Here is a 25,202-nt window from a genome sequence, read left to right on the forward strand (position 1 = left end):
TTGTTTTTAGAATCTTTCTAACGATAGAAGCGAAATAGCAAAAATACAATATAGAACGCGTTCAATCGGTTAATATTTATTTAAAAATGTGACGTTTACGTATTGGTAAGACGTCATACCAGATAATTTATACACGTAAATTAACAATAGAACAAATTGAATTAACAAAAATATAATAAGATTATTTTATAGGAGGGAGAAAAATGTGGCTAATTTTTGGGTAAATTAGCACACTTTGTCGTATTACAGCTTTAAGGCTATTTGGCGTTTTAACTCACTTCTTCAAGCTTTAAAAACTGATTATCAGCGCCCAGCGTGAGTCTAAAACGCCCTCTTATCCCTAATGATGAAATAAAAGGACGTAAATGCTTGGCAGCAAAACGAATTGTTTTGCCACCATCTTCTGTTACCTGTATTGAAGTATATTTACCATGATAGTAATCAAGGCATTCTGCATAACTTAAATACAAAGAAAAAAAGTATTCAGTCATTAACCTACTAACGCTTTCTCAACTTTTTCAAATAAATCATCACTTAGGCTCTCTAATGATGCCAAACGTTGCAATTGTGCTTTGATTGCCTGCGAACGGTCGTGATCATAACGTTTCCATGCCATAAATGGTGTTAACATACGTGATGCATTTTGCGGGTTAATATCATTGAGCTTAATGAGCAAATCACCCAATAATTGATACCCTTTGCCGTCTGCACGATGAAATTGTGTAGTATTAAAATGGCTAAAGCTGCCGACCAATGCTCTGACACGGTTTGGATTACCAAAATCAAAACTTGGGTGATCATACAACTGCTTAATGTCTTCAATGCAGGTTGCTGACTCTTTCATTGCCTGCAATGCAAACCATTTGTCCATTACAAGTACATCATGTCGCCATTTAGCATCAAATTCATTGAGCAAATTATCACAGCGAGGGTGATTCGCTTTTACAACCGCACTTAGCGCAGCTAACACATTTGTCATGTTAGAGCTGGCTACGGCTTCGTCAATAAAGTTATTCACGTCTTGCTGTTCAGTTTTTGCTAAATAGTGCAAACAGACCTGTTTAAGTGCCCTAACGGCAACAGCCTCGGCAGATGTTGTGCCATCATCGTGTAATGCCTTATAACACGCAATCAATGAGTCCGATAAGTCAGTCGCAATATGTAGTTCAAATGCATTCATTACTGAAACAATGTCATCAACGGGGATCACTGCATATTCAGCCGCAATCGTGTCATAGCTCGGTAATTTTAATAGCTCTGCAATCAGTGCCAAATCCCCTGCTCGTTCTGTAATTAATACGTTAAGAGCAGAAATGATGTCGGGTGATAAACATGCATTACCCGATGATATTGCGGCTTTAATTTCGTTGGTAAATAATCGTTGCTGTGCATCCCATCGCGAAAAATCACTTCGTGCAAAACGCATAATATGGAGCAAATCAGCGGTGCTGCTAGTTTGGTCAACAATACAAGGAGCAGAAAAATCTTCCAGAAGCACTGCAACAGGCGGCTCTATAACATTTTCAAACACAAAGGTGTGTTGTTTTTCAGTTATATTAAGCACAGAATCTTGCATCTGATTATTAATCGTTAACGGCACTGATTGACCAGCAGGGTCAAGTAATTCAATCGCAAACGGAATATGTAACAACGCATTATTAGGTTGATTATCTGGCGCAAATTGCTCAATGGTCAGTGTAAAGGTTTGATTAGCATGATCAAAATATTGATCTACTTTTAATCTTGGAGTACCCGCTTGATTGTACCAACGCTTAAACTGCTGCAAGTCAATTTCAGAAGCATCACTCATGGCTGCAACAAAGTCATCACAGGTAACGGCTTGACCATCGTGCCGTTGGAAGTAAAGCGCCATACCTTGCTGAAACTTTTCTTCGCCTAATATCGTGTGCATCATACGAATAACTTCTGCGCCCTTGTCATACACTGTCACAGTGTAAAAGTTATTCATTTCAATAACTTTTTCTGGGCGAATTGGGTGCGCCATAGGCCCTGCATCTTCGCTAAACTGATGAGTTCGCATTACTTTTACAGCATCAATACGGTTTAGGGCACGAGATCCCAAATCACTACTAAACTCTTGGTCTCTAAATACGGTTAAACCTTCTTTCAAAGACAACTGAAACCAGTCTCGACAAGTAACGCGATTGCCCGTCCAGTTATGAAAATATTCATGCCCTACAATAGATTCAATCGTGTGGTAATCTTTATCGGTGGCGGTTTCTTGATTCGCTAACACACATTTAGAGTTGAAGATGTTTAATCCTTTATTTTCCATCGCCCCCATATTGAAGAAATCGACGGCAACAATCATGTATATATCTAAGTCGTATTCAAGATTGAAACGTTCTTCATCCCACTGCATTGATTTTTTTAACGATGTCATTGCATGCGGGGTTTTTGGTAAATTACCTTTATCAACAAATAAGGCCAACTCAACATTACGGCCTGATTTCGTTGTGTACTGGTCGCGTAACACATCAAAATCACCTGCAACTAATGCAAACAAGTAACTTGGTTTTTTAAATGGATCCTGCCATTTGACAAAGTGGCGACCATCATCGAGTGTGCCTGCATCAATCTGATTACCGTTAGACAATAAATGCGTGTATTTTTGCTCAGCAATGATCGTAACATCAAAACTTGCCAATACATCTGGGCGATCCAAGTAATAAGTGATTTTTCTAAAACCTTCAGCTTCACATTGCGTGCAATACGCGCCCCCCGATAAATACAGGCCTTCGAGGGAAGTGTTTGTTTGAGGATCGATATGGTTGACAATTTTTAAAATAAAATTAGCAGGTAAATTGTGGATGATGAGTGCCTCATCCTCAAGCGTATAGTCACTGTACTCTTGCTCATCTACATGCAGTGAGATAAGTGTTAAATCAACACCATCAAGCACTAAATCAGCCCCCGTTTCATCCACCCGGTTAATCGTCATTGTTGAGTGTACGACGGTTTTTAAGGGCGCTAATTCAAAGCGTAAATCGATATGTTGTATTGAAAAATGAGGGGCTTGGTAATCTTTTAAATATTGAGCTTGAGGTTTACTCGTTGCAGACATCATTGACTCCAAATGGCCCTGTTTAACAGGGCCTAACATGAATTATTCAGCGCTGGTTTGTTTAACGTGCTTTGGTTCGATACGTAAAATTTTAATACCTAAATATGCGTAAACAACAGCGAGTACTGGATTAATTAAATTAAAGAAAGCGTAAAGTGCATAATCAAATGGGTTAATTAATAAAACGCTTTGCATGTATGCACCACACGTATTCCATGGGATCAGCGGGCTTGTAATGGTGCCACCGTCTTCTAAAGTACGTGATAAATTCACCGGTTTTAAACCGCGTTTTTCATATTCATCTTTAAACATACGTCCTGGTACAACAATAGCAATGTATTGATCTGCCGCCACTGCATTGGTACCGATACAAGTCGCAATTGTCGCTGTTATAAGTGAGCCGGTGCTTTTCGCTATTTTCAATATGCTTTTTACAAACATATCTAGCAAGCCAGTTTTCTCCATAATGGCGCCAAACATCAATGCGGTCATAATTAGCCAAGTTGTGTTTAACATTCCGGCCATACCGCCGCCACTGAGCAATGAATCCATTTTTTCGTCGCCCGTATCGATGCTAAAGCCATCAAAAAATGTTGTCCATACTAGCTTGAAATAGCCAATTAACTGCCCTTGTGACGTATCGATTTGACTATTAATTAAATCTGATTGAAACAACATAGCCCAAATAGCACCCAGTACTGCACCAATTGAAATAGCTGGAAATGCCGGCATTTTTCTTATTGCAAGAATAAGCAACACGACTAATGGCACGAGCATTTCAAGCCCGATATTAAAGTTGCTTTCTAACAGGTTAATGATTTCATCAATTCGGCCTGCTTCTGCTGAACCACCTGCATTAAAGCCCATAAAAATAAAAATAATTAAGGCAATGATAAAGCTAGGCACCGTGGTCCAAAGCATATGATGAATATGCTCAAACAGATCGGCTCCGGCAACCGCAGGGGCTAAATTTGTTGTTTCCGACAGTGGGCTTAACTTATCACCAAAGTACGCGCCTGAAATAACAGCACCGGCAGTCACCACCTGCTCAAGTCCTAACCCCGTTGCAACACCTAATAATGCCACACCGATGGTAGCAGCTGTCGTCCATGAGCTACCAATACTCATCGCAACAATGCCACAAATTAAACAACTAGCCGCATAGAACCAACTTGGATTGATAATTTGTAAACCATAGTAAATTAAGGTGGGTACTGTTCCAGATAGCAGCCATGTGCCAATCAATGCGCCTACCATTAACAGTATAATAATGGCACCTAATGATAAGGTGATCCCTTCAATCATCGCTTGTTCAAGCTTTTTCCAGGTATAGCCGTTTTTTAGACCGATTAAGGCAGCAGTAAAAGTAGCAAAGAGTAAGGCTATTTGATTTGGCCCCGATGATGAGTTATCACCGAATAAATAAACAGCTGCACCCAATAGGCACACGAGAACAGTAATGGGGATCAAGGCATCTAAAAAACTGGCCTGTTTGATCGGCTTCTCTTCAATTGAATTCAAAAGATAGTCTCCTACACGTCTTATGTGGCGTGTTTAATTATTATTGTTTGATTGTCTAAAGAACGCCTTGGATTAATGTTTATTAATTAGACCACGAACATTTTAGACAGCCAGATTGATCAATTATAACAAGATGCCCCGTTTTGGGCAGTAAAAAAGGCGCCTAAGCGCCTTTTTATTAACCAATTATAGGTATTTATTTTTTCGCGAGCCGACCATACTTAATATAGTCTTGCGTAATTAACGCGGCTTCTTCTAAGAAAGGGTCGAGATCATCAAGCGTATCAGGTAAATCATCTAAGCTTTCCACTGGTTTGTGACCTAATCGAACTAATCGTTCATTAGCACGCTCAAGCGCACGCTCTTCGCCTTCGTCTTTCTCTTTAATACGTGTTGCTTCAACAAGTGAAATTGTTTTTCGATCTTTCTCTTCTTGATAACGTTTAATGTCATCGAACACATAACCAAATTCAGGCTCATTGGCAATGCGCGCATCATGTAATTTATTGACATAAGCAATCGCAGGCTTCAAATCGTCAACTGAATTATATTTAGCGCGAATGATGCTGTCCCAAGGTAATGCATTGTCTTGCTGACTTTCGCCCCAGTCTGCTGGGTCAATCGCTGAGGGGAATGACACATCGGGAATCACCCCTTTATGCTGCGTGCTTCCGCCATTAATACGATAAAATTTTGCAATTGTGTATTGTACGCTGCCAAGTGGGTGATCATATAAATCATACGCACGGCCCAGCGGTTTGTGCTGTTGTACTGTACCTTTACCAAACGTTTGCTCACCAATCACAATAGCACGGCCATAGTCTTGCATCGCTGCTGCAAATATTTCAGAGGCTGATGCACTGTAACGGTCAACTAAAACGGTTAATGGGCCATCATAAAAAGTGACACCATCGCGGTCTTTTTGCTCTTCGATACGGTTGTTTAACGTATGAATTTGTACGACTGGACCTTGATCAATAAACAGGCCTGACAATTGCGTCGCTTCATACAATGAGCCGCCGCCGTTTTGGCGTAAATCGATTATGATGCCATCTACTTTCGCTTCTTTTAATTTCGCAATTTCAACTTTTACGTCTTGCGATAAATTATTGTAGAAACCTGGGATTTCTATCACACCGATTTTACTTGTTAAATCTGAGTATTTCGCTTCAAATACTTCTGATTTAGCAGCACGGTCTTCTAAACGAATTTTATCACGGGTTATTTCAACAACTTTCGGAGTACCATGAGCATCCGCCCCTTTTAGATACTGTAAGCGAACTTTAGTACCTTTAGGGCCTTTGATTAAATCAACCACGTCATCAAGACGCCAGCCAATAACATCAACAAAGTCTTCGCCCTCTTGAGCAACACCTATAATGCGGTCATCGGCTTTAATTTGTTCAGATTTGTCAGCGGGACCACCCGGAACTAGGCTTCGGATCACGGTATAATCTTCATCATAACTTAATACTGCGCCAATACCTTCAAGTTCAAGGTCCATGTCCATTTTGAACTGTTCAGCACGGCGGGGTGATAAGTAAGATGTGTGTGCTTCAATACTACGTGCAAACGAATTCATTACAATTTGAAATGCATCTTCACTGTTTGTCTGCACTAAGCGTTTTTGCGCATTGTGGTAACGCTTGGTTAAGACCTCTTTTATGCCTTGCCAATCTTTACCGGTCATTTTTAAACGCAACGCATCGTATTTAACACGCTGACGCCACAATTCATCAAGCTCAGCTTGAGTCGTTGCCCACTTAGCGTCTTCGCGGTCAAACATATATTCATCTGCTTTATCGAACTTCATTTCATTTTCAAGTAACGATAAAGAATAATCATAACGCTCAAAACGACGCTTTAAGCTCAAATTAAAAATATCAAAGGCAAACCCAAGTTTCCCTGAAGAGAGCGCATTATCGAACTGGTCTTTATATTGTTCGAAAGAAGCAATATCAGACGCTAAAAACACACTTTTATTAAAATCGAGGGATTCGATATATCGATCAAATATCTGCTCAGATAATTCATCGTTAAAGCGAATGGGTTTGTAGTGTGCACGAGTAAATAAGTTTGTCACCCGTTTGCTTGCTGTACTATGTTGGCTTTCTTGCTTGAGTACTGGTAAATCTTCTGCAGTTAAATTATCTGTAGAAGCCAATAATGAACCTGAAAACAGGGCAGCGACTAACGGAATGAGCGTAAACTTTTTACTCATACACAACTCCTTTATTTTTTACAGCTATTAAATGATATACAGGCTGTCTGCTTTGGTCTTAACTTGCATTCCTGTTACTAACTCAACGTGAACTTCATCTTTATTCACTTCAGTAATAACTGCGTTTACAAGTGCTTGGCCAAGTTTAACTTTAACCTTGCTATTAACCTTGACCTCTGAGGCAGGTAATGGTTCAACTTTTCCTGAACGTTTTGCAGGAGCAGCTTTAGCTGGTTTAGTGTTAACTCTAGCGCCTTTATCGCCTGTTTTGGCGTGCGAACCCGCATTCTTTTTGTAAGATTTTGTGTCTGCATCTTTACGTGGTGGACGCTGGGCTTTTTTGCGTTTAGCCATTTTTGCGCGGCTTTCTTCTAACGCTTTTTGAGCGTGCTCAATGTGCTCTTGTTCCACTTTTTCATCTTGATTACCATCAAGATCAATACGGAACTCAGACTTTGTCACGGCTTCTAAATAGCGCCAGTTTGAGGTGTACTTTCTTAACGCTTGACGAACCTGAGTTTTACTGACTTTCTCAGAGCCTTCAATGCGCTCAGCGATATCTTTAAAGATACCCACTTTAAGCGGCTGAATGCCGTCTTTTTGTTTAAAACATTGTGGAAATTCTTGGTATAAGAAATCCAATACTTCATTAATATCTTTTAGCTTGTTTGTGGTTTCCATGTTAGAACCTTTTATTACATCTTTTCATCGAGCGATGAATCGACATAGTGTGTTACCCAGTCGGTTAACTCTTCGAAGTCCGCTTCAATAAGCGCTAAATCACCGCGAAGGTGTTCCCAAATACCATTTATAATTTCATCAATTGATTCACAGTCTAAGTCATCTGGAAGACGATCCCAAGCCATATGAATCAAGTCGTTGAGCCTTTCAGCTGCAACTTCTTCTTCCCCTTCCCAATCACCAACATCGTGAATGGCAAAAAGGTAATCTTGCACATTTAGCAGATCTTTCATTTCAGATTTGCCTCAAAGCATTTTACCAATGCTTCTAAACCAGCTTGATCATCAGTATCGAATCGACCGATGCTCGGACTATCGATATCAAGCACGGCAAACACGTGACCATCTTTGAAGATTGGTACAACAATTTCAGAGTTTGATGCTGCATCACAAGCAATATGACCTGCAAAAGCGTGAACATCTTCAACTAATTGTGTTTCTTGTGTTTGTGCCGCAGTCCCACATACCCCTTTTCCAACTGGAATACGGATACACGCAGGATTACCTTGAAACGGCCCTAGCACTAATTCTTCTGGCGAATCCAGTAAATAAAAGCCCGCCCAATTTATATCCTCTAATGAGGTAAATAACAACGCACTAATATTCGCCATATTAGCTATGACATTGGGTTCACCAGCGATCAGCGATTCAGTTTGTTTAACTAATGACTGGTAAAAATCTTGCTTTTGCATACCAAACTACTTCTTATTAAACATACAGTAGCTAAAGGTACTCTTTGTAGGCGATAAATGAAACCTTTTAAGGGCAAAAAAAAACATTTTGCCCTTAATTTCAGTCAGCTTGATTAAATATTCTGCTATTGATGAGATGTTTGAGATGGTAGACCCTGTCGCAAGCCAAATAAAAATAATCCTGCGGCCAATGCAGACATAATTGCATTTACAATAAACGCCATACCAGATGTCGCACTTAGCAAGTAACTAAAAATAGCACCCCCGAGTAAACCCAAAGTAAGAACGCCTGAATAGTTTACTTTTGCGTACTTGTACATAAGCAGATAACCAGGCACAACAAATGCTGCCATTGTAAGGCCAACAATATGTGCATTTGCAATCGCGTTCATAAATAAATTGAAAAAGATACGCCAGCCATTTCCTTCTAGCGTCAATGCGTAATACACACCAAGTACACAGCCAATAATGACGGGTGATAATAATGAAAGTCCTACACTCTTTGCTAAACGATGTTTCATAAATTCCCTAATTTCACAAAGATAATACGAGAAGTATTAAGCATGGACTAACTCGGTAGAATACGAAATATCGACCATAGTCGTAATTTAAAAACTGCAGAAACAAAAAAGCCGCTGAATTAGATTCAGCGGCTTTTATAATGGTGGAGAGATAGGGATTTGAACCCTAGAGGGGCTACAAACCCCTGCCGGTTTTCAAGACCGGTGCATTCGACCACTCTGCCATCTCTCCGAGTGCGGAAAAACTACTCGCTTTCGCCAGTAGTAAAAATAATGGTGGAGAGATAGGGATTTGAACCCTAGAGGGGCTACAAACCCCTGCCGGTTTTCAAGACCGGTGCATTCGACCACTCTGCCATCTCTCCGACGGCGTGCATAATAGATAAGGCAGCTTAGTTTGTGAAGCTTTTTTTTCAAAAAACTGTTTAAGTGATTAAAAAACAACTAAATCGTTCAGCAAAAACACAATGCGAGCCAAATTGTGAACAATCTGAACTTTTTTATTATTTATCTTGTCTATTGATCTACAAAGGTTTGCCCAAATATATAACTCTTGATAGGCTTAGTTCAGTTTAACTATTGGAACTAACGAACATATCAGTTCATTTAAGGAGCTCTAACAATGGCGTTTAATCAATCGTACAATACCGCTAGACCGGTTATGTCGACCATTGAAACAAATAAAGTACTAAAAAACACGTATTTTTTACTTGCTATGACACTGGCTTTCAGTGCCATTACTGCAGGTATTTCAATGGCAATGAACCTACCTTACTTTATGGGTATAGTATTTAGCTTAGTTGCGTTTGGTGTGCTTTTTGTGGTGCATAAAAAGGCAGACAGCGCATCGGGTGTTGCATGGGTATTTGTTTTTACGGGGTTGATGGGAGCAGGCTTAGGTCCGATCCTTAACTACTACGCAGCAATGCCAAATGGTCCAATGCTTATTATGCAAGCACTGGGTTCAACCGCACTTATTTTCTTTGGTTTATCGGCGTATGCGCTAACGACCAAAAAAGATTTCTCATTTATGGGCGGCTTTTTAACCGTTGGCTTAATCGTTGTTATCATTGCAAGCTTAGTCAATTTATTCATCGGCAGCTCAATCACGTTTATGGTGATAAATGCAGCAGTTGTGTTAATTATGTCGGGTTTAATCTTGTTCGACACAAGCCGCATTATTAACGGCGGTGAAACAAACTACATTCGTGCCACCGTTGCACTGTACTTAAACGTGTATAACCTATTCACTTCGCTTCTACATCTACTTGGCGCAAGTGATGACTAATTAAATAGTTCTGTTAAAATAGCCCCTTTCTAGGGGCTTTTTTATTGGATGCGTTTTGGCACAATTTGTACTTTCACTTCACACCGCACCGACCGATCATGACTGTACGCAACGTCTGATTAAATTTACACAGGCTTGCCTTGATTCAGGGCACACAATTTCAGCTGTTTTTTTGTATCAAGCAGGTGTGTATCACGCCAGTCAACATTTAGAACTCGCCAGTGACGAGCTACCTGTTAGTCGTTTATGGCAAGACCTCAATGCTAAAAGTATCCCACTTTTACTGTGTGTTACCGCGGCAGAAAAGCGTGGTTTAGACATCGAAAATACAGGGGTATTCACCGTCGCAGGTCTGGCCGAGTTTGCTATGCTCGCTGCGGATGCTGATAAATGGGTGCAATTTAAATGAAGAACATTTTAGTAATTAGCCAACATAGCCCGTTTGACGATCAGCATATGCGTGAATCACTCGACACCACACTGATATTTGCTGCCATTGAGCAAAATATTAGTTGGTTACTCAGTGGCGATGCTGTACTGGCACTCAAAAAACACCAACAACCTGAAGTATTGGGAATTAAAAACTATTTTAAAACCATTAAAACGCTTGAGTTATATGATGTTGAAAACATTTACGTTTGCGAAAAATCACTGATGGATTTTAATTTAACCAAAGATAATTTAATTATTGATGTAAAAGTCGCTAATTTTGAACAGCAGCGCCTCTTAATAAGTCAGCAGCACCAGGTGGTGACTCTATGAGTACCTTGCATATTTTTTCAAAACCTTTGTCGCACTACTGCACCAATGCACTTGAAAATTTAATCAGCAGTGATGACACTGTGCTGCTTGTCGGTGATGCTTGCTACAACATTAAACAGTACAGACAATTTTCTGCTGCTTTGCATTTATTAAAAGAAGATGCCACAGCGCGTGCCATTACGCTTAGCGAATATGATGTCGATATTGACTACAACCAGTTTGTTGAACTGACTTTAACTAGCCAAAACACTATCACGTGGTAAACCATGCTCGAATTTAATAACAAACAAATAGACACTGATAAACAAGGTTATTTACTCAACAGCGCAGATTGGAGTGAAGCACTGGCTCCTATAATTGCTGAGCAAGAAAACATAACCCTGACTGCACAACATTGGGAAGTCGTGCATTTTGTTCGTGACTTTTATTTAGAATACAACACCAGTCCAGCTATTCGTATGCTAGTAAAAGCAATGGCACAAAAACTCGGCGAAGAAAAAGGCAACAGCATGTATCTATATAAGCTGTTTCCAAAAGGCCCTGCGAAGCAAGCTACAAAAATTGCAGGTTTACCAAAGCCAGCAAGGTGTATTTAATGGCACACAAACCTACGAGTAAACCGCGTCGCAGTAATGGGCGACGTTATTCAAGACCCACACTAAAACGTGAAGTAAAAGAACCCTTAAGCCCAGAGCAACGCAAAGTTGTGCTGTTCAATAAGCCATTTGATGTATTGTGCCAATTTACGGATGATCAAAATCGTAAAACTCTGGCTGATTTTATAAACATCAAAGACGTTTATGCTGCAGGTCGCCTCGACAGAGACAGCGAGGGCCTATTGCTACTCACCAATTGTGGAAAATTACAGCACACATTAACTGAGCCACATAAAAAGACCGCTAAAACTTACTGGGTGCAAGTCGAAGGCGATGTTACCGACGAAGCCATTTATGCGCTCAATAAAGGTGTAGAGCTTAAAGATGGCATGACCAAACCAGCCAAAGTTAAACGCATTGACGAACCGACCTTGTGGCCTCGAACACCACCGGTAAGAGAGCGTAAAAACATTCCGACTAGTTGGCTTGAAATCTCAATAACTGAAGGACGAAATCGTCAAGTAAGGCGCATGACAGCCCATGTTGGTTTCCCAACCTTAAGACTTATCCGTTACAGCATTGGCAAATATACCCTTGCAGGATTAGCAAGTGGCGAATATAAAGTAGTGGATAACCCAGATGCATAAACCTCATGTCACTGTTGCCGCTATCGTTACCTGTCAAAACAAGTTTTTACTGGTAAAAGAGCGTGATAAACACACAGGCGAAATTTGTTACAATCAACCTGCAGGGCATTTAGAAGCACACGAGACCGTGAGCGAAGCAGCAAGTCGTGAACTATACGAAGAAACGGGTTTAACGCTCTCCCCTTCACATCTTGTGGGTATTTATAATCTGCATGCCACAAATGGTGTACACTACATGCGATTTAGTTTTGCGTTTAGTTGCCCAGAGCAGCTCCCCCCTTCACCTATTGATAGCGATATTATAAGTGCTCACTGGTTCAGCTTAGACGCCATAAAAGAGCTGCCACTCAGAAGCCCTCTGGTTTTAAAGTGTATTGAAGATCATCTCGCAGGACATGCCTATCCACTGAGCCTGATTTACCAATAACGACGCGTGTTATTTACCAATAATGACGATTGTTTTGATTAACGCTGTTAAATAAAAGCGATTTATTACAGTAACAAGCAAATAACCACTATTTGCAATCAGTAGCGCGCCTAAATTACGTTTAATCCTAACTGAAACTCGCATCTTGAAGTGGTTTGGGTATATAATATCGGCCTTTCCACAGCAGTTAAAAAATGACAGCGAATATTATGAGCGAAAATAGTCACATTAAAGTCATCGTTGGTATGTCCGGCGGTGTTGATTCTTCTGTATCAGCGTATTTATTAAAGCAACAAGGCTATCAAGTAGAAGGCCTGTTCATGAAAAACTGGGAAGAAGACGATAATGATGAATATTGCGCTGCTGCAGAAGATCTTAAAGATGCACAAGCCGTGTGCGATAAACTAGGTATTGAACTACATACTGTTAACTTTGCAGCAGAATACTGGGATAACGTGTTTGAGTACTTTTTAGCAGAGTACAAAGCAGGTCGCACACCTAATCCAGACATCATGTGTAACAAAGAAATCAAATTCAAAGCCTTTCTAGAATTTGCAGCTGAAGCGCTAGGTGCCGATTATATCGCCACGGGTCATTATGTGCGCCGTGAAAAGCGAGACGACAAATATGTTATGTGCCGTGGCCTTGATGACAACAAAGATCAAAGCTACTTTTTATACACACTAAGTCATGAGCATATTGCACAAACACTTTTCCCTGTTGGTGATATTGCCAAGCCTGACGTTCGTCGCATTGCCGAAGAACAAGATTTAATAACGCACGATAAAAAAGATAGCACCGGTATTTGTTTTATTGGTGAGCGTAAATTTAAAGACTTTTTACAAAAATTCTTACCAGCACAACCGGGCAAAATTGAAGACACTGATGGTAACGAAGTCGGTGAGCACGAAGGTCTTATGTACCATACCCTTGGCCAACGAAAAGGCCTGTTAATTGGCGGTATGAAAGAAGGTTCAGGCGAGCCTTGGTATGTTGTAGACAAAGACATTGCACGCAATGTTTTAGTGGTTGGTCAAGGTAAAGATCACCCTCGCTTATACAGTAATGGCTTAAATGCTAACCAACTTCACTGGGTTGACCGTGTTGGGCCAAAGGGCACGACGCGTTGTACAGTGAAAACACGCTATCGCCAAGAAGACATCAGCTGTACATTGCTGGTTGGTGAAGATGGTATGGCACGCGTATTATTCGATGAGCCACAAAAAGCAGTGACACCAGGCCAATCAGCCGTTTTTTATGCTGACGAAGTATGCCTCGGTGGCGGTATTATCGATTCGGTGATCAAATAATGACAGAGCACCAAGTCATGGCATTAGCCGCCATGTGTCAAGTTGCTAAACAGGTTCAAAAAGTAGCGCAATATGGCAGTGGTAGCGATCACGAATTAGAAAAATTACTCAACTGTATTGTAGAAACGTCACCGAATACCCCTGAAGATGTATACCAGGGAAAACATAATTTACGTGAGGGTTATCGCGTGTTGACTGCCCAGCTTTCAGCAGGCGCCGACAAAGACGTTGAAATCGTAAAGTATGTAGGTGGCTTAATGCAGTTAGAACGTGCATTAAGTGCAAAACAAAACAGTTTAAATGAATTAGGTCGACGTATCGATGATGTAAAACGACGCCTCGACCATTTTGCAATCACAGATGATACCGTGGTCGCAGCGCTTGCCGATATTTACTCATCGGTGCTAAGCCCCCTTGGGCATCGTATTCAAGTGTACGGCAAGCCTGAGTTATTAAAGCAGCAACTCACGCAAAACAAAATCCGCGCCCTCCTTTTAGCCGGAATTCGTAGTGCCGTGTTATGGCGACAAATGGGCGGTAAACGCCGTCACTTTTTCTTTGCGAAAAGAAAAATTCTCGCTATTGCTAAACAGTATATTTAATTATCGTTCAAACTAGACAATTTAGGAGTCATTATGGAGCTTTCAGCGTTAACCGCTATCTCTCCGGTAGATGGTCGCTATGGCAGCAAGACCACGGAACTACGCAGCATTTTCAGCGAATTTGGTTTAATCAAATACCGTGTAACTGTTGAGGTTCGTTGGTTACAAGCCTTGTCTGCAGCAAGCGCAATCACAGAAGTACCGGCATTTAGCGACGAGGCTAATGCTTTACTTAATGCCATTGTTGATAACTTTAGCGAAGCTGACGCAGCACGCGTTAAAGAAATCGAGCGCACAACTAACCACGACGTTAAAGCCGTTGAATATCTACTGAAAGAAAAAGTAGCTGACAACGCAGAGCTTAACGCAGTGAATGAGTTTATTCATTTCGCATGTACATCAGAAGACATTAACAACCTATCTCACGGTTTAATGTTAACTGAAGCGCGTGACAAAGTGTTACTTCCTTACTGTGATCAACTCCTAAATGCTTTAAAAGAAAAAGCAGTTGAATATAAATCTGTTGCTATGATGACTCGTACACACGGTCAGCCTGCAACACCTTCAACAATGGGTAAAGAGTTTGCAAACGTCTACATGCGCTTAAAGCGTCAACGTGACCAAATTGCTCAAGTTGAAATGCTAGGTAAAATCAACGGTGCAGTAGGTAACTACAATGCCCACCTAAGTGCATACCCAGATTACGATTGGCACAACCATGCTGAACAATTCGTTACGAGTCTTGGTTTAACATTTAACCCATTCACAACACAAATCGAGCCACACGATTATATTGCAGAGCTTTTTGATGCAATTGCACGTTTCAATACTGTGCTACTTGATTTTGACCGTGACGTTTGGGGTTACATTGCTCTTAATCACTTTAAACAAAAAACGATTGCGGGTGAAATTGGTTCATCAACAATGCCGCATAAAGTAAACCCAATCGATTTTGAAAATTCTGAAGGTAACTTAGGTATTGCAAATGCAATCTTTGCTCACCTTGCGCAAAAACTGCCTGTATCTCGCTGGCAACGTGACCTAACTGATTCAACCGTTTTACGTAATCTGGGTGTGGGCATGGGCTATACCCTAATTGCTTATCAAGCAACGTTAAAAGGTGTTAGCAAACTTGAAGTTAACGAACCGCGCCTTTTAGAAGAACTTGATCAAAACTGGGAATTACTTGCTGAGCCTATTCAAACAGTCATGCGTAAATACGGTATCGAAAAGCCGTACGAGAAGCTTAAAGACTTAACACGTGGTAAACGTGTTAACAAAGAAATCATGGCTGATTTCATTGATGGTCTTGATTTACCAGAAGAAGCAAAAGTTGAAATGAAAAAATTGACACCGGCAAACTATATTGGCCGTGCTGTTGAGTTCATTGATAACTTAGCATAAATTGCGTATATGACTTTAAAAAGCGAAAGGCCTTCCTTTCGCTTTTTTATTACTTTTAATTATGCCAACTTGCTCAATTAATACCATCTTGCTTACTTAAGTGGTCTATTTTGAGGCAATAAAACCGCGTTGATAACAGGCAAAAATTTAGTTATTTAGTTGTTCTAAATCAGAAATTTTTAACGCAGGTAGCGACTGGTTTAATCACTCAAAATGATTAAGTATTTTTGCACATTGGTATAACTCAACAGCTTGGTATTAGGTGCCTATATGTATCAACTAACTATTAATTCGCTTACTCCGCAGCAATTCCTAAGCGAGTATTGGCAGAAAAAACCGCTACTTATTAAACAAGGTTTTAGTGATTTTCAAGATCCTATTGAGCCAGAGGAGTTAGCTGGACTTGCAATGGAAGACAGCATTGAGTCACGTATCATCACCAATCATGCTGATGACTGGCAGGCATACCACGGCCCATTCGAAGACTTTAGCTTACTAACAGAAAAGAATGCCACATTGCTAGTACAAGCCGTTGATCATTGGCATGCAGATGCAGCTCAATTACTTGAACCATTTCGTTTTATTCCAAACTGGCGAATTGATGATCTGATGATAAGTTACTCAACACCAGGGGGTGGCGTGGGTCCGCATCTAGATCAATATGATGTATTTATCATTCAAGGTCTTGGTAAACGTCATTGGCGTGTTGGTTTACCTGATGCAAACTTAAAACAATTCGCTCAAAATAAAAGTCTACTTCAAGTAGAACAATTCCCTGCTGTAATTGATTGTGTATTAGAGCCTGGCGATATTTTGTATATTCCTCCTGGTTGCCCACATGAAGGCTATGCAGTTGAAAATGCTCTTAACTACTCAGTGGGTTTTAGAGCACCTAATCAACGAGACTTACTCTCACAATTTGCCGATCACTTAATTGATACTGAACTTGGCAATACACGCTATGGCGATAGCAAGCTGACACTGCGCGATTCTAAAGGTGAGCTAAACAACCTAGAAGCCGAGCAAATTAAACAGCTCATGATCGCAGCCATCGATGATAATACAGTGTTTAAAACCTGGCTTGGTAACAGTTTAAGTCAACCAAAACACGACATGGACTTAGCACCTTTAGAAGAGCCCTACACGGTTGATCAAGTACGTGAGCTGCTCACTGATGAAACGCTGGTTTTTGAACGTTTAGGTGGTACACGCGCTATTTATCAAATTATTGATGATAAAGTTCTTTTAAGTGTTAACGGTATAAACTACCTGCATGAAATGAGTGCACTTGCTGATATCAAAAGGCTTACAGACCAAAGCTGGGTGACAGCAGACGATATAAATAGTTCAAAAAATAACCACGACTTTTTAAAAACATTTACTACACTTTTAAATGAGGGTATTTGGTTTTGTTAGGAGCGTGTGCTTATGGGGTATCATATTGACGAAGTTGAATGGAGTATCGACAAGGAACTCTTACAACGGATCAGAGAACGTGTATTTGTATATGAGCTTCATATACCAAAACACGTTGAATTTGATCATTTAGATAAAACAGCCCATCACGTGCTCGTTACAGACGATGGAAAATGCCCAGTTGCCACTGGGCGTTTGTGTAATGATGGCTTGATTGGGCGCATTGCCGTCTTACCAGAGCATCGCAACCGTTCGGTCTATAAATCACTGCTAACCTACTTAGTTAATATGGCTGAAAAGCAAGGCTGTGATTGCGTCAGTATTAATTGTATTTTAAATGAAGTTGAACGATTTAAACGAAATGGTTTTGCTGCTGATGGCTTAGTATTTATGGAAGCGGGTATTCCTAGACAGCGAATGCTTTGCCCTATAAAACAGTTTGATACGCGACCATTCACGATGGTTCATTAGTGACTTTTGTCATTTTCATAAAAAAGCTGAATAAAATTATTCAGCTTTTTTTTATAATTAAAATGCGATTACGCGGGCTCATTCTGCCACATTTCATCTTTTTCGAATAACTCATACAAACCATGAGCGCGATTAATCAGTAGGTTAGCAAAATCAACTTTCGTTTTATCTGTTGCACCAGATTGCATCAACTGGTCTGCTTTTAATTGCCACTGCATTGAGAAATAACGTAAGACTTCGCGTGGATTTGCAGCCGCGCCCGCTTCAGCATGATCGGTAGGTAATCGACCCGTAATCACCCAATAACTTTTACCATTTTGCGCTTTGAACTTCCAAATTGCGACTAGCGGTGCAATAAAACGGCTTTCTTTTTCAACAACAGTTTGCGGTATAACACCTTTTTCAGCTAAGTGCTTTTGTGCATTTTGGAAACATTCTCTTTGCCAAATAACACTTTGCTTTTGTGCTTCTGCTTGTTCTTCAGGTGTTAATGGTCTCGCTTGTTTTTGTTCCATGGTGGTTACTCTTTTACAACATTTCAGACACTTTAAGGCTTAATATTGAGCTGTGCAAGTGTTTAGGGGTAAACGAAGTGCATTTGGATATTATTCACCCAAGTTAAAAGGAAGAGCCCGGTTCCGTTAAAAATTGCAGCTCTTCTTGCGTTGATTCTCGCCCTAAAATGGCATTGCGGTGGGGATAACGACCAAATCTATCAATGATCAGCTTGTGTTTTAGTTCAAATTCATAATTAGGCAGGCCCCTAAATAATTGTAAGGCCTGCTGATGAATCGCTTTTGATTCACTGTGCATAAAAGGCATATAAATAAAGGCTGCTTGCTCAGTCGATAGTGCCTTGTCAAAGCCTAATTCGATTGCACGCTGAGCAAGAGTTAGCGCTTGGGCATCTTGGCTAAAAGCACGCGGTGTATTGCGATAAATATTACGAGAGAACTGATCTAAAACAATGATTTCTGCTAAAGAGCCTATCGCATCGACTCGCCAATTAGCGCACTCTCCTGCTATTACCTGCAAAAGTAACGGTGCGTATTTATCAGTAATTAACCTATCTAATTCATCGGACTGCTGATACCAAGCCGAAGGCCCTAAATCATTAAACCAAAAATCAATAACTGATTGCTTATCCATGCACTCGTCTCCTATATTTAATTGCCTAGCACTTTTGCTGGGTCTACACGGGTGGCTTGCCATGCAGGATATAAAGTGGCCAGTATCGCTAACACAAAGGTCACAATAACGGTGATCACAATATCTTGCCAGACTAATTTACTGGGTAAAAACTCAATAAAATAAACACCTTGTAAAGGGTTGTCGCCCAAAAGGTTACTCAGCCAAGTAAATAATTCGCTGATATTTAACGCGACCATCACACCGATAATAGTGCCAAGTACAACCCCTATTAGCGCCTGTGTAAATCCCTGCATCACAAACGTTGCTAAAATAGTACTGTCTTGTGCGCCCATGGTTTTTAGAATGGCAATATTTGCTTGTTTTTCGCGTACCTCCATCACCAAAGATGACACGATATTAAAGCTTGCCACAGCAATGATTAAAAACACCACAATATAAACAATGGTGCGCACCATTTGAATGTCTTGATACAAGCTGCCCTGCGTTCTAAACCAACTCGAGACATACACATAATCAGGGATAACTTGGCCAACACGCATCGCGATTTGATGAGCATTAAAAACATCATCCACTTTTAAACGTAAACCTGTAACCTGATCTTCACTAAAACCCAATACTGATTGTGCTTTATCTAAACGAATAAAAGCAGCCGTTTCATCAATAGGTCCACCCATGTTAATTATGCCAGCCAAGTTTAAACTAACCCGTTTTGGCGCAAGCAAGGTGTTACTTTGCTGGTTAATTTGCGGGATTAACAAAGTAACAGGGTCCCCTATTTTCAACCCTAATTTATTAACAACTTGCTGACCTAAAAGAATATCTTCTTGTTGCAGCTGGCTTACCAGTCGTCCTTGAGTAAATTGATTAATCGCTGATACTTGGTTTTCAAATTCGCTAGCAACTCCACGTACCTCAACAGCCTTTAAATCACTTTTAAATTGCACCATGCCATTCACGCTAATAAAAGGCGCCGCTCCCGCTACACCAGATTGCGAGTTAAGTAGGCTTACTTTTGACTGCCAATTATTAATCGGTTTATTCGGCGCAACATATTCAACCTGAGGCACGACAGACAGTAAACGATGAACAAGCTGTTGCTCAAAACCATTAATAACCGAAAGGGCAACGATTAAAACCGCCACGCCCAATAAAATACCAATTGTCGATGCTTTAGCTATAAAGCTAACAAAACCGTTTTGCCCATCTTTGTGTCCTGAGTGCGCTCTAAAACGCTTCGAAATAAACGCACTAAGCAACATGCTGAGACTCTTTAATCGCTAATTTTCCATCGTCAAGATAAGCAATCTTCCCAAGCTTATCAGCAAGTTCTAAATCGTGTGTTACCACCACAAAGCTGGTTTTTAAGCTGCTGTTTAACTCTTTAATGAGGTCGTATATTTTAATCGCATTTTGCTTATCTAAGTTGCCGGTAGGCTCATCGGCAAGCACTAAAGCGGGCTCTGTCACCAATGCACGCGCAATTGCGACACGCTGACGCTCACCACCAGACAAAGCCGATGGTTTATGTTCACTACGATGCGACAACCCTACTTTATCAAGCATAACCCGTGCTTTTTCAGTCGCGTCCTTGGCACTTAATCCCTTTATGAGTAACGGCATTGCAACGTTTTCAACTGCCGTAAACTCCATTAATAAATGATGAAATTGATAAATAAACCCTAAATTCTCATTACGGAAATTAGCTTGTTGCTTACGATTTAGTTTACCGACTTGTTTACCTTTAATTTCAACTTTACCGTCTGTGGCACCATCAAGCGTACCTAAAATATGTAGTAACGTGCTTTTTCCTGAACCCGAGCTGCCAACAACAGCGAGCATTTCACCTTGCTCTAAGCTCAAGTTAACCCCTTTTAATACTGCAACTTGGTTTTCGCCATCTTGATACACTTTATTAAGCTGCTGACACTTGATTACTAACTCACTCATAACGTAATACCTCTGCTGGGTTCACTTTTGCAGCTTTACGGGCAGGATACAACGTTGCTAAAAAGCTCATTGCAATACTACCGGCGGCAATTAGGCTTAAACTGACTACATCAAATTTAACAGGTAAACGCATGCCTGCGAGTAAATTGATGCCAAACATATTCAATAATTCATTAATGTACTGACTAAACAACACACCCAGTAATGCACCAATGCTGGTGCCAATTAAACCGTTATACAGACCTTGAATCATAAATACATTTTGTACTTGTGCTGGTGTTAGCCCTAAGGTTTGCAAAATAGCGACTTCACTTTGCTTTTCACTCACCATCATGGTCAAAGCCGAAACGATATTAAACACCGCAACTAATACTATTAATCCTAGTAACATAGACATGATGCGCTTTTCCATGGCCACTGCTGCGAATAAGGTGCCTTGGCTATCGCGCCAGTCTGTGTGTTCAACGTCTTTAAATATAGACGCATGACTTTTAAGCACCTGCTCAACGGCAAATGGTTCATGCAAAGAAACACTCAAATTCGGGGCAACTGATTGTGAGAGCTTTAAAACACGCTGCAATGAATAGCCGCTAGTAAATGCAAGTGACATATCGATTTCAGATTGTGTTTCGTACAGCGCTGCAACCGTAAATAAACGCTGGCTAGGTACTCGACCAAGCGGAGTATAGGTGCTTGCATTTGGCATGATAACCCGTACTTTGTCACCCAACGAAATACCCAGTTTACGACTTAAATAACGGCTTATTGCTATGTGATAATTTTCATCCATGACTAGTGACCAATTACCTGCCACTATTTTTTCTTTAATGTTATATAACGAGCTCCCATCATCATATAAGCCTTGTAAGAGCACACCATGAAGGTCTTGATTAGTTTGTAAAATAGCCTCTCCATGACGATACAAATTGACTTGTTTTACAGCAGGAGACTCCGACAGCTGTGACTTAATACGCGACATGGCTTCTTTAGACTGTGACTTAGCGTCCACTTCAATATGCGGGATCAAGCCTAACATATTAGTCTTGAGGTTATTTTCAAAACCATTCATCACAGAGCTTACGGTAAATAGAGCCATTAAACCGATAGCAATGCCCGCAATAGAAAAAAACGAAATAAAAGAGATAAAGGCGTTGCCCTTTGAGGAGCGGCTATATCTCAGCCCTATAAAAAGGCTAACAGGTTGAAACATAAGTAATTATAGGTTTTATAAGGGCTAAATATGCGCTCATGTTAGCATATATTTAGCCATGATGGGATTATCGAATTTGTAAAAAATAATTATAAATCTGATACTTGAACAGTCTCTATTAAGTGGTCTAATAATGCTTTTACGTTCGTTGCAATAAATTGCCTTGGCGGATATACCCCCCAAACGCCTTCAGGTGCGGGGGCAACATTGGAAAGCACCGCGACTAATTGACCTGACTGCAAATATTTATCCACGTAATAATCTGGTAGCTGCACAATGCCTAAACCTTTAATAGCAGCATCAACCAAAGCCCAGCCACTATTACACTGTAACCGACCCGCCACTTTAATATGTTTATCTTGAAGTTGATCTTTTACACGCCAGTAACTGTTATTTCCAATTAAACAGTGGTGCTGATGAAGTTCACTCACACTATGAGGCTGACCATAGTTATTGATATAGTCTGGGCTACAACAAATCACTAAACGTCGCTGACTTATTCGTCTGGCCTTTAATGATGAATCCTTTAAATGCCCTAACCGAATCGCCAGATCAAATCCCTCATCTAATAAATTGACTTGTTCATTGCTCAAGTGACTAATAACTTCAATATCAGGATGTTTCTGCATAAATGTATGGACAGCAGGCATAATGTAGCTTTCGCCATACATCACTGGTGCAGTTAATTTAATTGTCCCTTTTGGTGTCAGTTGCTGCTCAGCCAAAAGTGCCGTGGCGTCGTCCATCGCATTTTGCAATTGTTTAGTTTGATGAGCAAACACTTCACCTTCTTGGGTAAGTACCACCTTGCGTGTTGTCCGAGTAAGCAATTGCGTATTTAAACGCTCTTCTAATTGGCTCACATAGCGACTGACATGCGCCACTGACATCCCTAATAATCGACTTGCTTTAGTAAAGCTGCCTGTTTCAGCGACGGCTAAAAACTCATCAATTCCATGCCAACGATTCATTATTACCATACTGTAAAAGTGTTTTAATAAATCGAAGATTATCATCCATTGAGAAATAAATAAAATAGTCTATGTTAATTATCTACTACCTACAAATAAGGGAACGTTATGACTGATTTTATTAAATCAAAAGCAGCAATTGCTTGGGGACCAAACCAACCTCTATCGATTGAAGAAGTCGATGTGATGATGCCTAAAAAAGGCGAAGTGCTTGTAAAAATTGTAGCAACCGGTGTTTGTCACACAGACGCATTCACTTTATCTGGTGAAGATCCTGAAGGTATTTTCCCTGCTATTCTCGGCCATGAAGGCGGCGGTATTGTAGAGGCTGTAGGTGAAGGTGTAACTCACGTTGAAGTCGGCGACCACGTCATTCCTCTTTACACCGCTGAATGTGGCGAGTGTAAAATGTGTAAATCGGGTAAAACAAACCTGTGTTCAGCTGTTCGTGAAACACAAGGTAAAGGTTTAATGCCAGATGGCACCACTCGTTTTTATAAAGACGGTCAACCGATTTATCATTATATGGGTTGCTCAACGTTTTCTGAATACACTGTACTTCCTGAAATTTCACTCGCAAAAGTAAGTAAAGAAGCCCCGCTTGAAGAAATTTGCCTACTTGGCTGTGGCGTAACAACAGGTATGGGTGCAGTTACTAAAACTGCTAAAGTACAACAAGGTGACACGGTTGCTATATTTGGTCTTGGCGGCATTGGTTTATCTGCCATTATCGGTGCAAAAATGGCAGGCGCTAGTCGTATTATCGGTATTGATATTAATACCAGCAAATTTGAACTGGCTACTAAGCTTGGCGCCACAGATTTGATCAATCCAAATGATTTCGATAAACCAATTCAAGAAGTGATTGTTGAAATGACTGACGGCGGTGTCGATTTCTCATTTGAGTGTATTGGTAACGTAAACGTAATGCGCTCTGCACTTGAGTGTTGTCATAAAGGCTGGGGTGAATCAGTTATTATTGGTGTTGCAGGCGCAGGCCAAGAAATTTCAACACGCCCATTCCAACTTGTAACAGGCCGCGTATGGCGTGGTAGCGCATTTGGTGGAGTAAAAGGCCGTTCTGAGTTACCTGAAATCGTAGAACGATATATGAAGGGTGAGTTTGCACTTAATGACTTCATCACACACACCATGAAACTTGAAGATATTAATGAAGCCTTTGACTTAATGCACGAAGGTAAGAGTATCCGCTCTGTTATTCATTACTAATCATTAATAAGCGCCTTGATTTAAAAGGCGCTTTCATTTTCAAGGATGCTGATATGCTCGAAAATATAAGCTCAACAAAAGTCAGCGGTGGTTGGCATAAGCAATACACGCATCAAGCGAGCAGTACACACTGCACAATGCGTTTTGCTATATTTTTACCACCGGGTGCAAGTGAAACCAATAAAGTACCTGTGATGTATTGGTTGTCAGGCCTTACTTGTACTGATGAAAACTTTATGCAAAAAGCCGGTGCCTTTAAAAAAGCCGCAGAACTGGGTATTGCTATTGTCGCACCTGATACAAGCCCACGTGGTGACACCGTACCTGACGACGAAAGCTACGATTTTGGTCAAGGTGCTGGCTTTTATGTTAACGCAACACAAGCCCCCTACAATGTACATTACAATATGTATGATTATGTTGTGACTGAGTTGCCAGCGTTAATTGAAGCGCACTTCCCTGTTACTGATAAAAAAGCGATTGCAGGTCACTCAATGGGAGGGCACGGCGCCCTAATGATTGCGCTTAAAAATCCAAAACAGTTTGTTAGCGCAAGCGCATTTAGCCCTATCGTCAACCCTATAAATTGTCCATGGGGTGAAAAAGCATTTAGTCATTACTTAGGGACTGACAAAGCGGCGTGGCGCAATTACGATAGCTGCGAGCTCATGAAACAAGCAAGCCCAGAAGATTATTTACCGCTGCGTATTGATCAAGGCGAAGCTGACAACTTTTTAGTTGAACAACTAAAAACAGAAAACTTGTTTTTGGTCGTCAATGAAAAAGATTACCCCGCTGAAATAAATATGCATGCTGGCTATGATCACAGTTACTATTTTATTAGTAGCTTTATTGATGAACATTTAGAGTTTCATCACCGTCACCTGTAGTGTACTTAGTGTGAGGACATAACTTCCTCACACGCTTTCAACAAAGCAAACAGATAGGCGCTAACGGTTGGAGCCTTGCTTTTGTCACTAACTTACTTA

Annotated in this window: 28 protein-coding genes and 2 tRNA genes; 14 read left to right on the forward strand and 16 right to left on the reverse strand. The window is 40.6% G+C overall.

Annotated features, from left to right (window positions below; genetic code table 11):
• Positions 1 to 269: 269 nt before the first annotated feature.
• The 10 genes from LPA49_RS04745 to LPA49_RS04790 form a co-directional block, all read right to left on the reverse strand.
• Entirely contained in the window at positions 270 to 491 is a 222-nt protein-coding gene (locus LPA49_RS04745) for a DUF2835 family protein (RefSeq protein ID WP_230235834.1), read from the reverse strand.
• Positions 491 to 3,085 (reverse strand): aminopeptidase N, encoded by a 2,595-nt coding sequence (pepN, locus tag LPA49_RS04750; protein ID WP_230235897.1) that lies wholly within the window; start codon positions 3,083 to 3,085, stop codon positions 491 to 493. Before pepN ends, LPA49_RS04745 begins: the two co-directional genes overlap by 1 nt.
• A gap of 42 nt (positions 3,086 to 3,127) precedes the next feature.
• Positions 3,128 to 4,606, reverse strand: a complete 1,479-nt coding sequence (gene nhaC, locus LPA49_RS04755; RefSeq protein ID WP_065979868.1) for a Na+/H+ antiporter NhaC — start codon at positions 4,604 to 4,606, stop codon at positions 3,128 to 3,130.
• A gap of 196 nt (positions 4,607 to 4,802) precedes the next feature.
• Positions 4,803 to 6,827 carry a carboxy terminal-processing peptidase gene (prc, locus tag LPA49_RS04760; protein WP_036968705.1) on the reverse strand — a complete coding sequence of 675 codons (2,025 nt, stop codon included), beginning with the start codon at positions 6,825 to 6,827 and terminating at the stop codon, positions 4,803 to 4,805.
• A 27-nt stretch (positions 6,828 to 6,854) separates the two neighbouring features.
• On the reverse strand, positions 6,855 to 7,508 hold the full coding sequence (gene proQ / locus LPA49_RS04765; protein WP_036968708.1) for an RNA chaperone ProQ: 654 nt from the start codon (positions 7,506 to 7,508) through the stop codon (positions 6,855 to 6,857).
• 14 nt (positions 7,509 to 7,522) lie between these two features.
• Positions 7,523 to 7,801, reverse strand: coding sequence for a hypothetical protein (locus LPA49_RS04770; protein WP_036968711.1), 279 nt, complete (start codon positions 7,799 to 7,801; stop codon positions 7,523 to 7,525).
• Complete coding sequence (locus LPA49_RS04775; protein WP_036968713.1) at positions 7,798 to 8,259, reverse strand: GAF domain-containing protein; 462 nt, start codon at positions 8,257 to 8,259, stop codon at positions 7,798 to 7,800. Before LPA49_RS04775 ends, LPA49_RS04770 begins: the two co-directional genes overlap by 4 nt.
• A 125-nt stretch (positions 8,260 to 8,384) precedes the next feature.
• The gene (locus LPA49_RS04780) at positions 8,385 to 8,780 is read right to left on the reverse strand and encodes a hypothetical protein (protein WP_036968716.1); all 396 of its coding nucleotides are present in this window, start codon (positions 8,778 to 8,780) and stop codon (positions 8,385 to 8,387) included.
• 141 nt (positions 8,781 to 8,921) lie between these two features.
• A tRNA-Ser gene (locus LPA49_RS04785) sits at positions 8,922 to 9,012 on the reverse strand.
• 42 nt (positions 9,013 to 9,054) lie between these two features.
• Positions 9,055 to 9,145: transfer RNA gene (locus LPA49_RS04790), tRNA-Ser, on the reverse strand.
• A 257-nt stretch (positions 9,146 to 9,402) separates the two neighbouring features.
• On the opposite strand from LPA49_RS04790, the gene LPA49_RS04795 reads away from it, so the two are divergent.
• The 12 genes from LPA49_RS04795 to LPA49_RS04850 all read left to right on the forward strand — a co-directional run bounded on the left by LPA49_RS04795 (position 9,403) and on the right by LPA49_RS04850 (position 17,703).
• Entirely contained in the window at positions 9,403 to 10,068 is a 666-nt protein-coding gene (locus tag LPA49_RS04795) for a Bax inhibitor-1/YccA family protein (protein ID WP_036968718.1), read from the forward strand.
• Between the two features lie 55 nt (positions 10,069 to 10,123).
• Positions 10,124 to 10,477, forward strand: coding sequence for a sulfurtransferase complex subunit TusD (gene tusD, locus LPA49_RS04800; protein WP_196857715.1), 354 nt, complete (start codon positions 10,124 to 10,126; stop codon positions 10,475 to 10,477).
• Positions 10,474 to 10,830, forward strand: a complete 357-nt coding sequence (tusC, locus tag LPA49_RS04805; RefSeq protein ID WP_196857714.1) for a sulfurtransferase complex subunit TusC — start codon at positions 10,474 to 10,476, stop codon at positions 10,828 to 10,830. The genes tusD and tusC overlap by 4 nt, the downstream gene beginning before the upstream one ends.
• Entirely contained in the window at positions 10,827 to 11,093 is a 267-nt protein-coding gene (tusB, locus tag LPA49_RS04810; protein WP_065979864.1) for a sulfurtransferase complex subunit TusB, read from the forward strand. Before tusC ends, tusB begins: the two co-directional genes overlap by 4 nt.
• 3 nt (positions 11,094 to 11,096) lie before the next feature.
• Complete coding sequence (gene tusE, locus LPA49_RS04815; protein ID WP_036968729.1) at positions 11,097 to 11,426, forward strand: sulfurtransferase TusE; 330 nt, start codon at positions 11,097 to 11,099, stop codon at positions 11,424 to 11,426.
• Positions 11,426 to 12,073: an rRNA large subunit pseudouridine synthase E gene (locus LPA49_RS04820; RefSeq protein WP_199524850.1), complete on the forward strand. Its 648-nt coding sequence runs from the start codon at positions 11,426 to 11,428 to the stop codon at positions 12,071 to 12,073. Before tusE ends, LPA49_RS04820 begins: the two co-directional genes overlap by 1 nt.
• Positions 12,066 to 12,500: an NUDIX hydrolase gene (locus tag LPA49_RS04825; RefSeq protein ID WP_230235848.1), complete on the forward strand. Its 435-nt coding sequence runs from the start codon at positions 12,066 to 12,068 to the stop codon at positions 12,498 to 12,500. The genes LPA49_RS04820 and LPA49_RS04825 overlap by 8 nt, the downstream gene beginning before the upstream one ends.
• A gap of 209 nt (positions 12,501 to 12,709) precedes the next feature.
• The gene (gene mnmA / locus LPA49_RS04830; protein WP_065979989.1) at positions 12,710 to 13,810 is read left to right on the forward strand and encodes a tRNA 2-thiouridine(34) synthase MnmA; all 1,101 of its coding nucleotides are present in this window, start codon (positions 12,710 to 12,712) and stop codon (positions 13,808 to 13,810) included.
• Positions 13,810 to 14,412 carry a high frequency lysogenization protein HflD gene (gene hflD, locus LPA49_RS04835; protein WP_036968737.1) on the forward strand — a complete coding sequence of 201 codons (603 nt, stop codon included), beginning with the start codon at positions 13,810 to 13,812 and terminating at the stop codon, positions 14,410 to 14,412. The genes mnmA and hflD overlap by 1 nt, the downstream gene beginning before the upstream one ends.
• A gap of 33 nt (positions 14,413 to 14,445) precedes the next feature.
• Positions 14,446 to 15,816 (forward strand): adenylosuccinate lyase, encoded by a 1,371-nt coding sequence (purB, locus tag LPA49_RS04840; RefSeq protein ID WP_036968740.1) that lies wholly within the window; start codon positions 14,446 to 14,448, stop codon positions 15,814 to 15,816.
• Positions 15,817 to 16,086: 270 nt separating this feature from the next.
• The gene (locus tag LPA49_RS04845; protein WP_196857713.1) at positions 16,087 to 17,232 is read left to right on the forward strand and encodes a cupin domain-containing protein; all 1,146 of its coding nucleotides are present in this window, start codon (positions 16,087 to 16,089) and stop codon (positions 17,230 to 17,232) included.
• Positions 17,233 to 17,244: 12 nt separating this feature from the next.
• Positions 17,245 to 17,703 carry a GNAT family N-acetyltransferase gene (locus LPA49_RS04850; RefSeq protein ID WP_036968745.1) on the forward strand — a complete coding sequence of 153 codons (459 nt, stop codon included), beginning with the start codon at positions 17,245 to 17,247 and terminating at the stop codon, positions 17,701 to 17,703.
• 68 nt (positions 17,704 to 17,771) lie between these two features.
• Here LPA49_RS04850 and LPA49_RS04855 read toward each other — a convergent pair whose 3' ends face one another.
• From LPA49_RS04855 to LPA49_RS04880, 6 genes are all read right to left on the reverse strand, one after another.
• On the reverse strand, positions 17,772 to 18,218 hold the full coding sequence (locus tag LPA49_RS04855) for a DUF4826 family protein (protein WP_036968747.1): 447 nt from the start codon (positions 18,216 to 18,218) through the stop codon (positions 17,772 to 17,774).
• A 103-nt stretch (positions 18,219 to 18,321) separates the two neighbouring features.
• Complete coding sequence (locus LPA49_RS04860) at positions 18,322 to 18,852, reverse strand: DUF924 family protein (protein ID WP_230235850.1); 531 nt, start codon at positions 18,850 to 18,852, stop codon at positions 18,322 to 18,324.
• Positions 18,853 to 18,869: 17 nt separating this feature from the next.
• Positions 18,870 to 20,114, reverse strand: coding sequence for a lipoprotein-releasing ABC transporter permease subunit (locus tag LPA49_RS04865; RefSeq protein ID WP_230235852.1), 1,245 nt, complete (start codon positions 20,112 to 20,114; stop codon positions 18,870 to 18,872).
• Positions 20,104 to 20,802 carry a lipoprotein-releasing ABC transporter ATP-binding protein LolD gene (gene lolD, locus LPA49_RS04870; RefSeq protein ID WP_036968755.1) on the reverse strand — a complete coding sequence of 233 codons (699 nt, stop codon included), beginning with the start codon at positions 20,800 to 20,802 and terminating at the stop codon, positions 20,104 to 20,106. The genes LPA49_RS04865 and lolD overlap by 11 nt, the downstream gene beginning before the upstream one ends.
• On the reverse strand, positions 20,795 to 22,012 hold the full coding sequence (locus LPA49_RS04875) for a lipoprotein-releasing ABC transporter permease subunit (RefSeq protein WP_036968758.1): 1,218 nt from the start codon (positions 22,010 to 22,012) through the stop codon (positions 20,795 to 20,797). The genes lolD and LPA49_RS04875 overlap by 8 nt, the downstream gene beginning before the upstream one ends.
• Before the next feature lie 89 nt (positions 22,013 to 22,101).
• Positions 22,102 to 22,983, reverse strand: coding sequence for a LysR family transcriptional regulator (locus LPA49_RS04880; RefSeq protein WP_036968761.1), 882 nt, complete (start codon positions 22,981 to 22,983; stop codon positions 22,102 to 22,104).
• A 108-nt stretch (positions 22,984 to 23,091) separates the two neighbouring features.
• Between LPA49_RS04880 and LPA49_RS04885 the strand changes: the two genes are divergently transcribed.
• On the forward strand, positions 23,092 to 24,213 hold the full coding sequence (locus LPA49_RS04885; RefSeq protein WP_036968764.1) for an S-(hydroxymethyl)glutathione dehydrogenase/class III alcohol dehydrogenase: 1,122 nt from the start codon (positions 23,092 to 23,094) through the stop codon (positions 24,211 to 24,213).
• A gap of 53 nt (positions 24,214 to 24,266) precedes the next feature.
• Complete coding sequence (gene fghA / locus LPA49_RS04890; RefSeq protein ID WP_074988271.1) at positions 24,267 to 25,103, forward strand: S-formylglutathione hydrolase; 837 nt, start codon at positions 24,267 to 24,269, stop codon at positions 25,101 to 25,103.
• Positions 25,104 to 25,202: the final 99 nt, after the last annotated feature.

This window comes from Pseudoalteromonas sp. MB41 (assembly GCF_020966275.1).
Taxonomy (GTDB): domain Bacteria; phylum Pseudomonadota; class Gammaproteobacteria; order Enterobacterales; family Alteromonadaceae; genus Pseudoalteromonas; species Pseudoalteromonas lipolytica.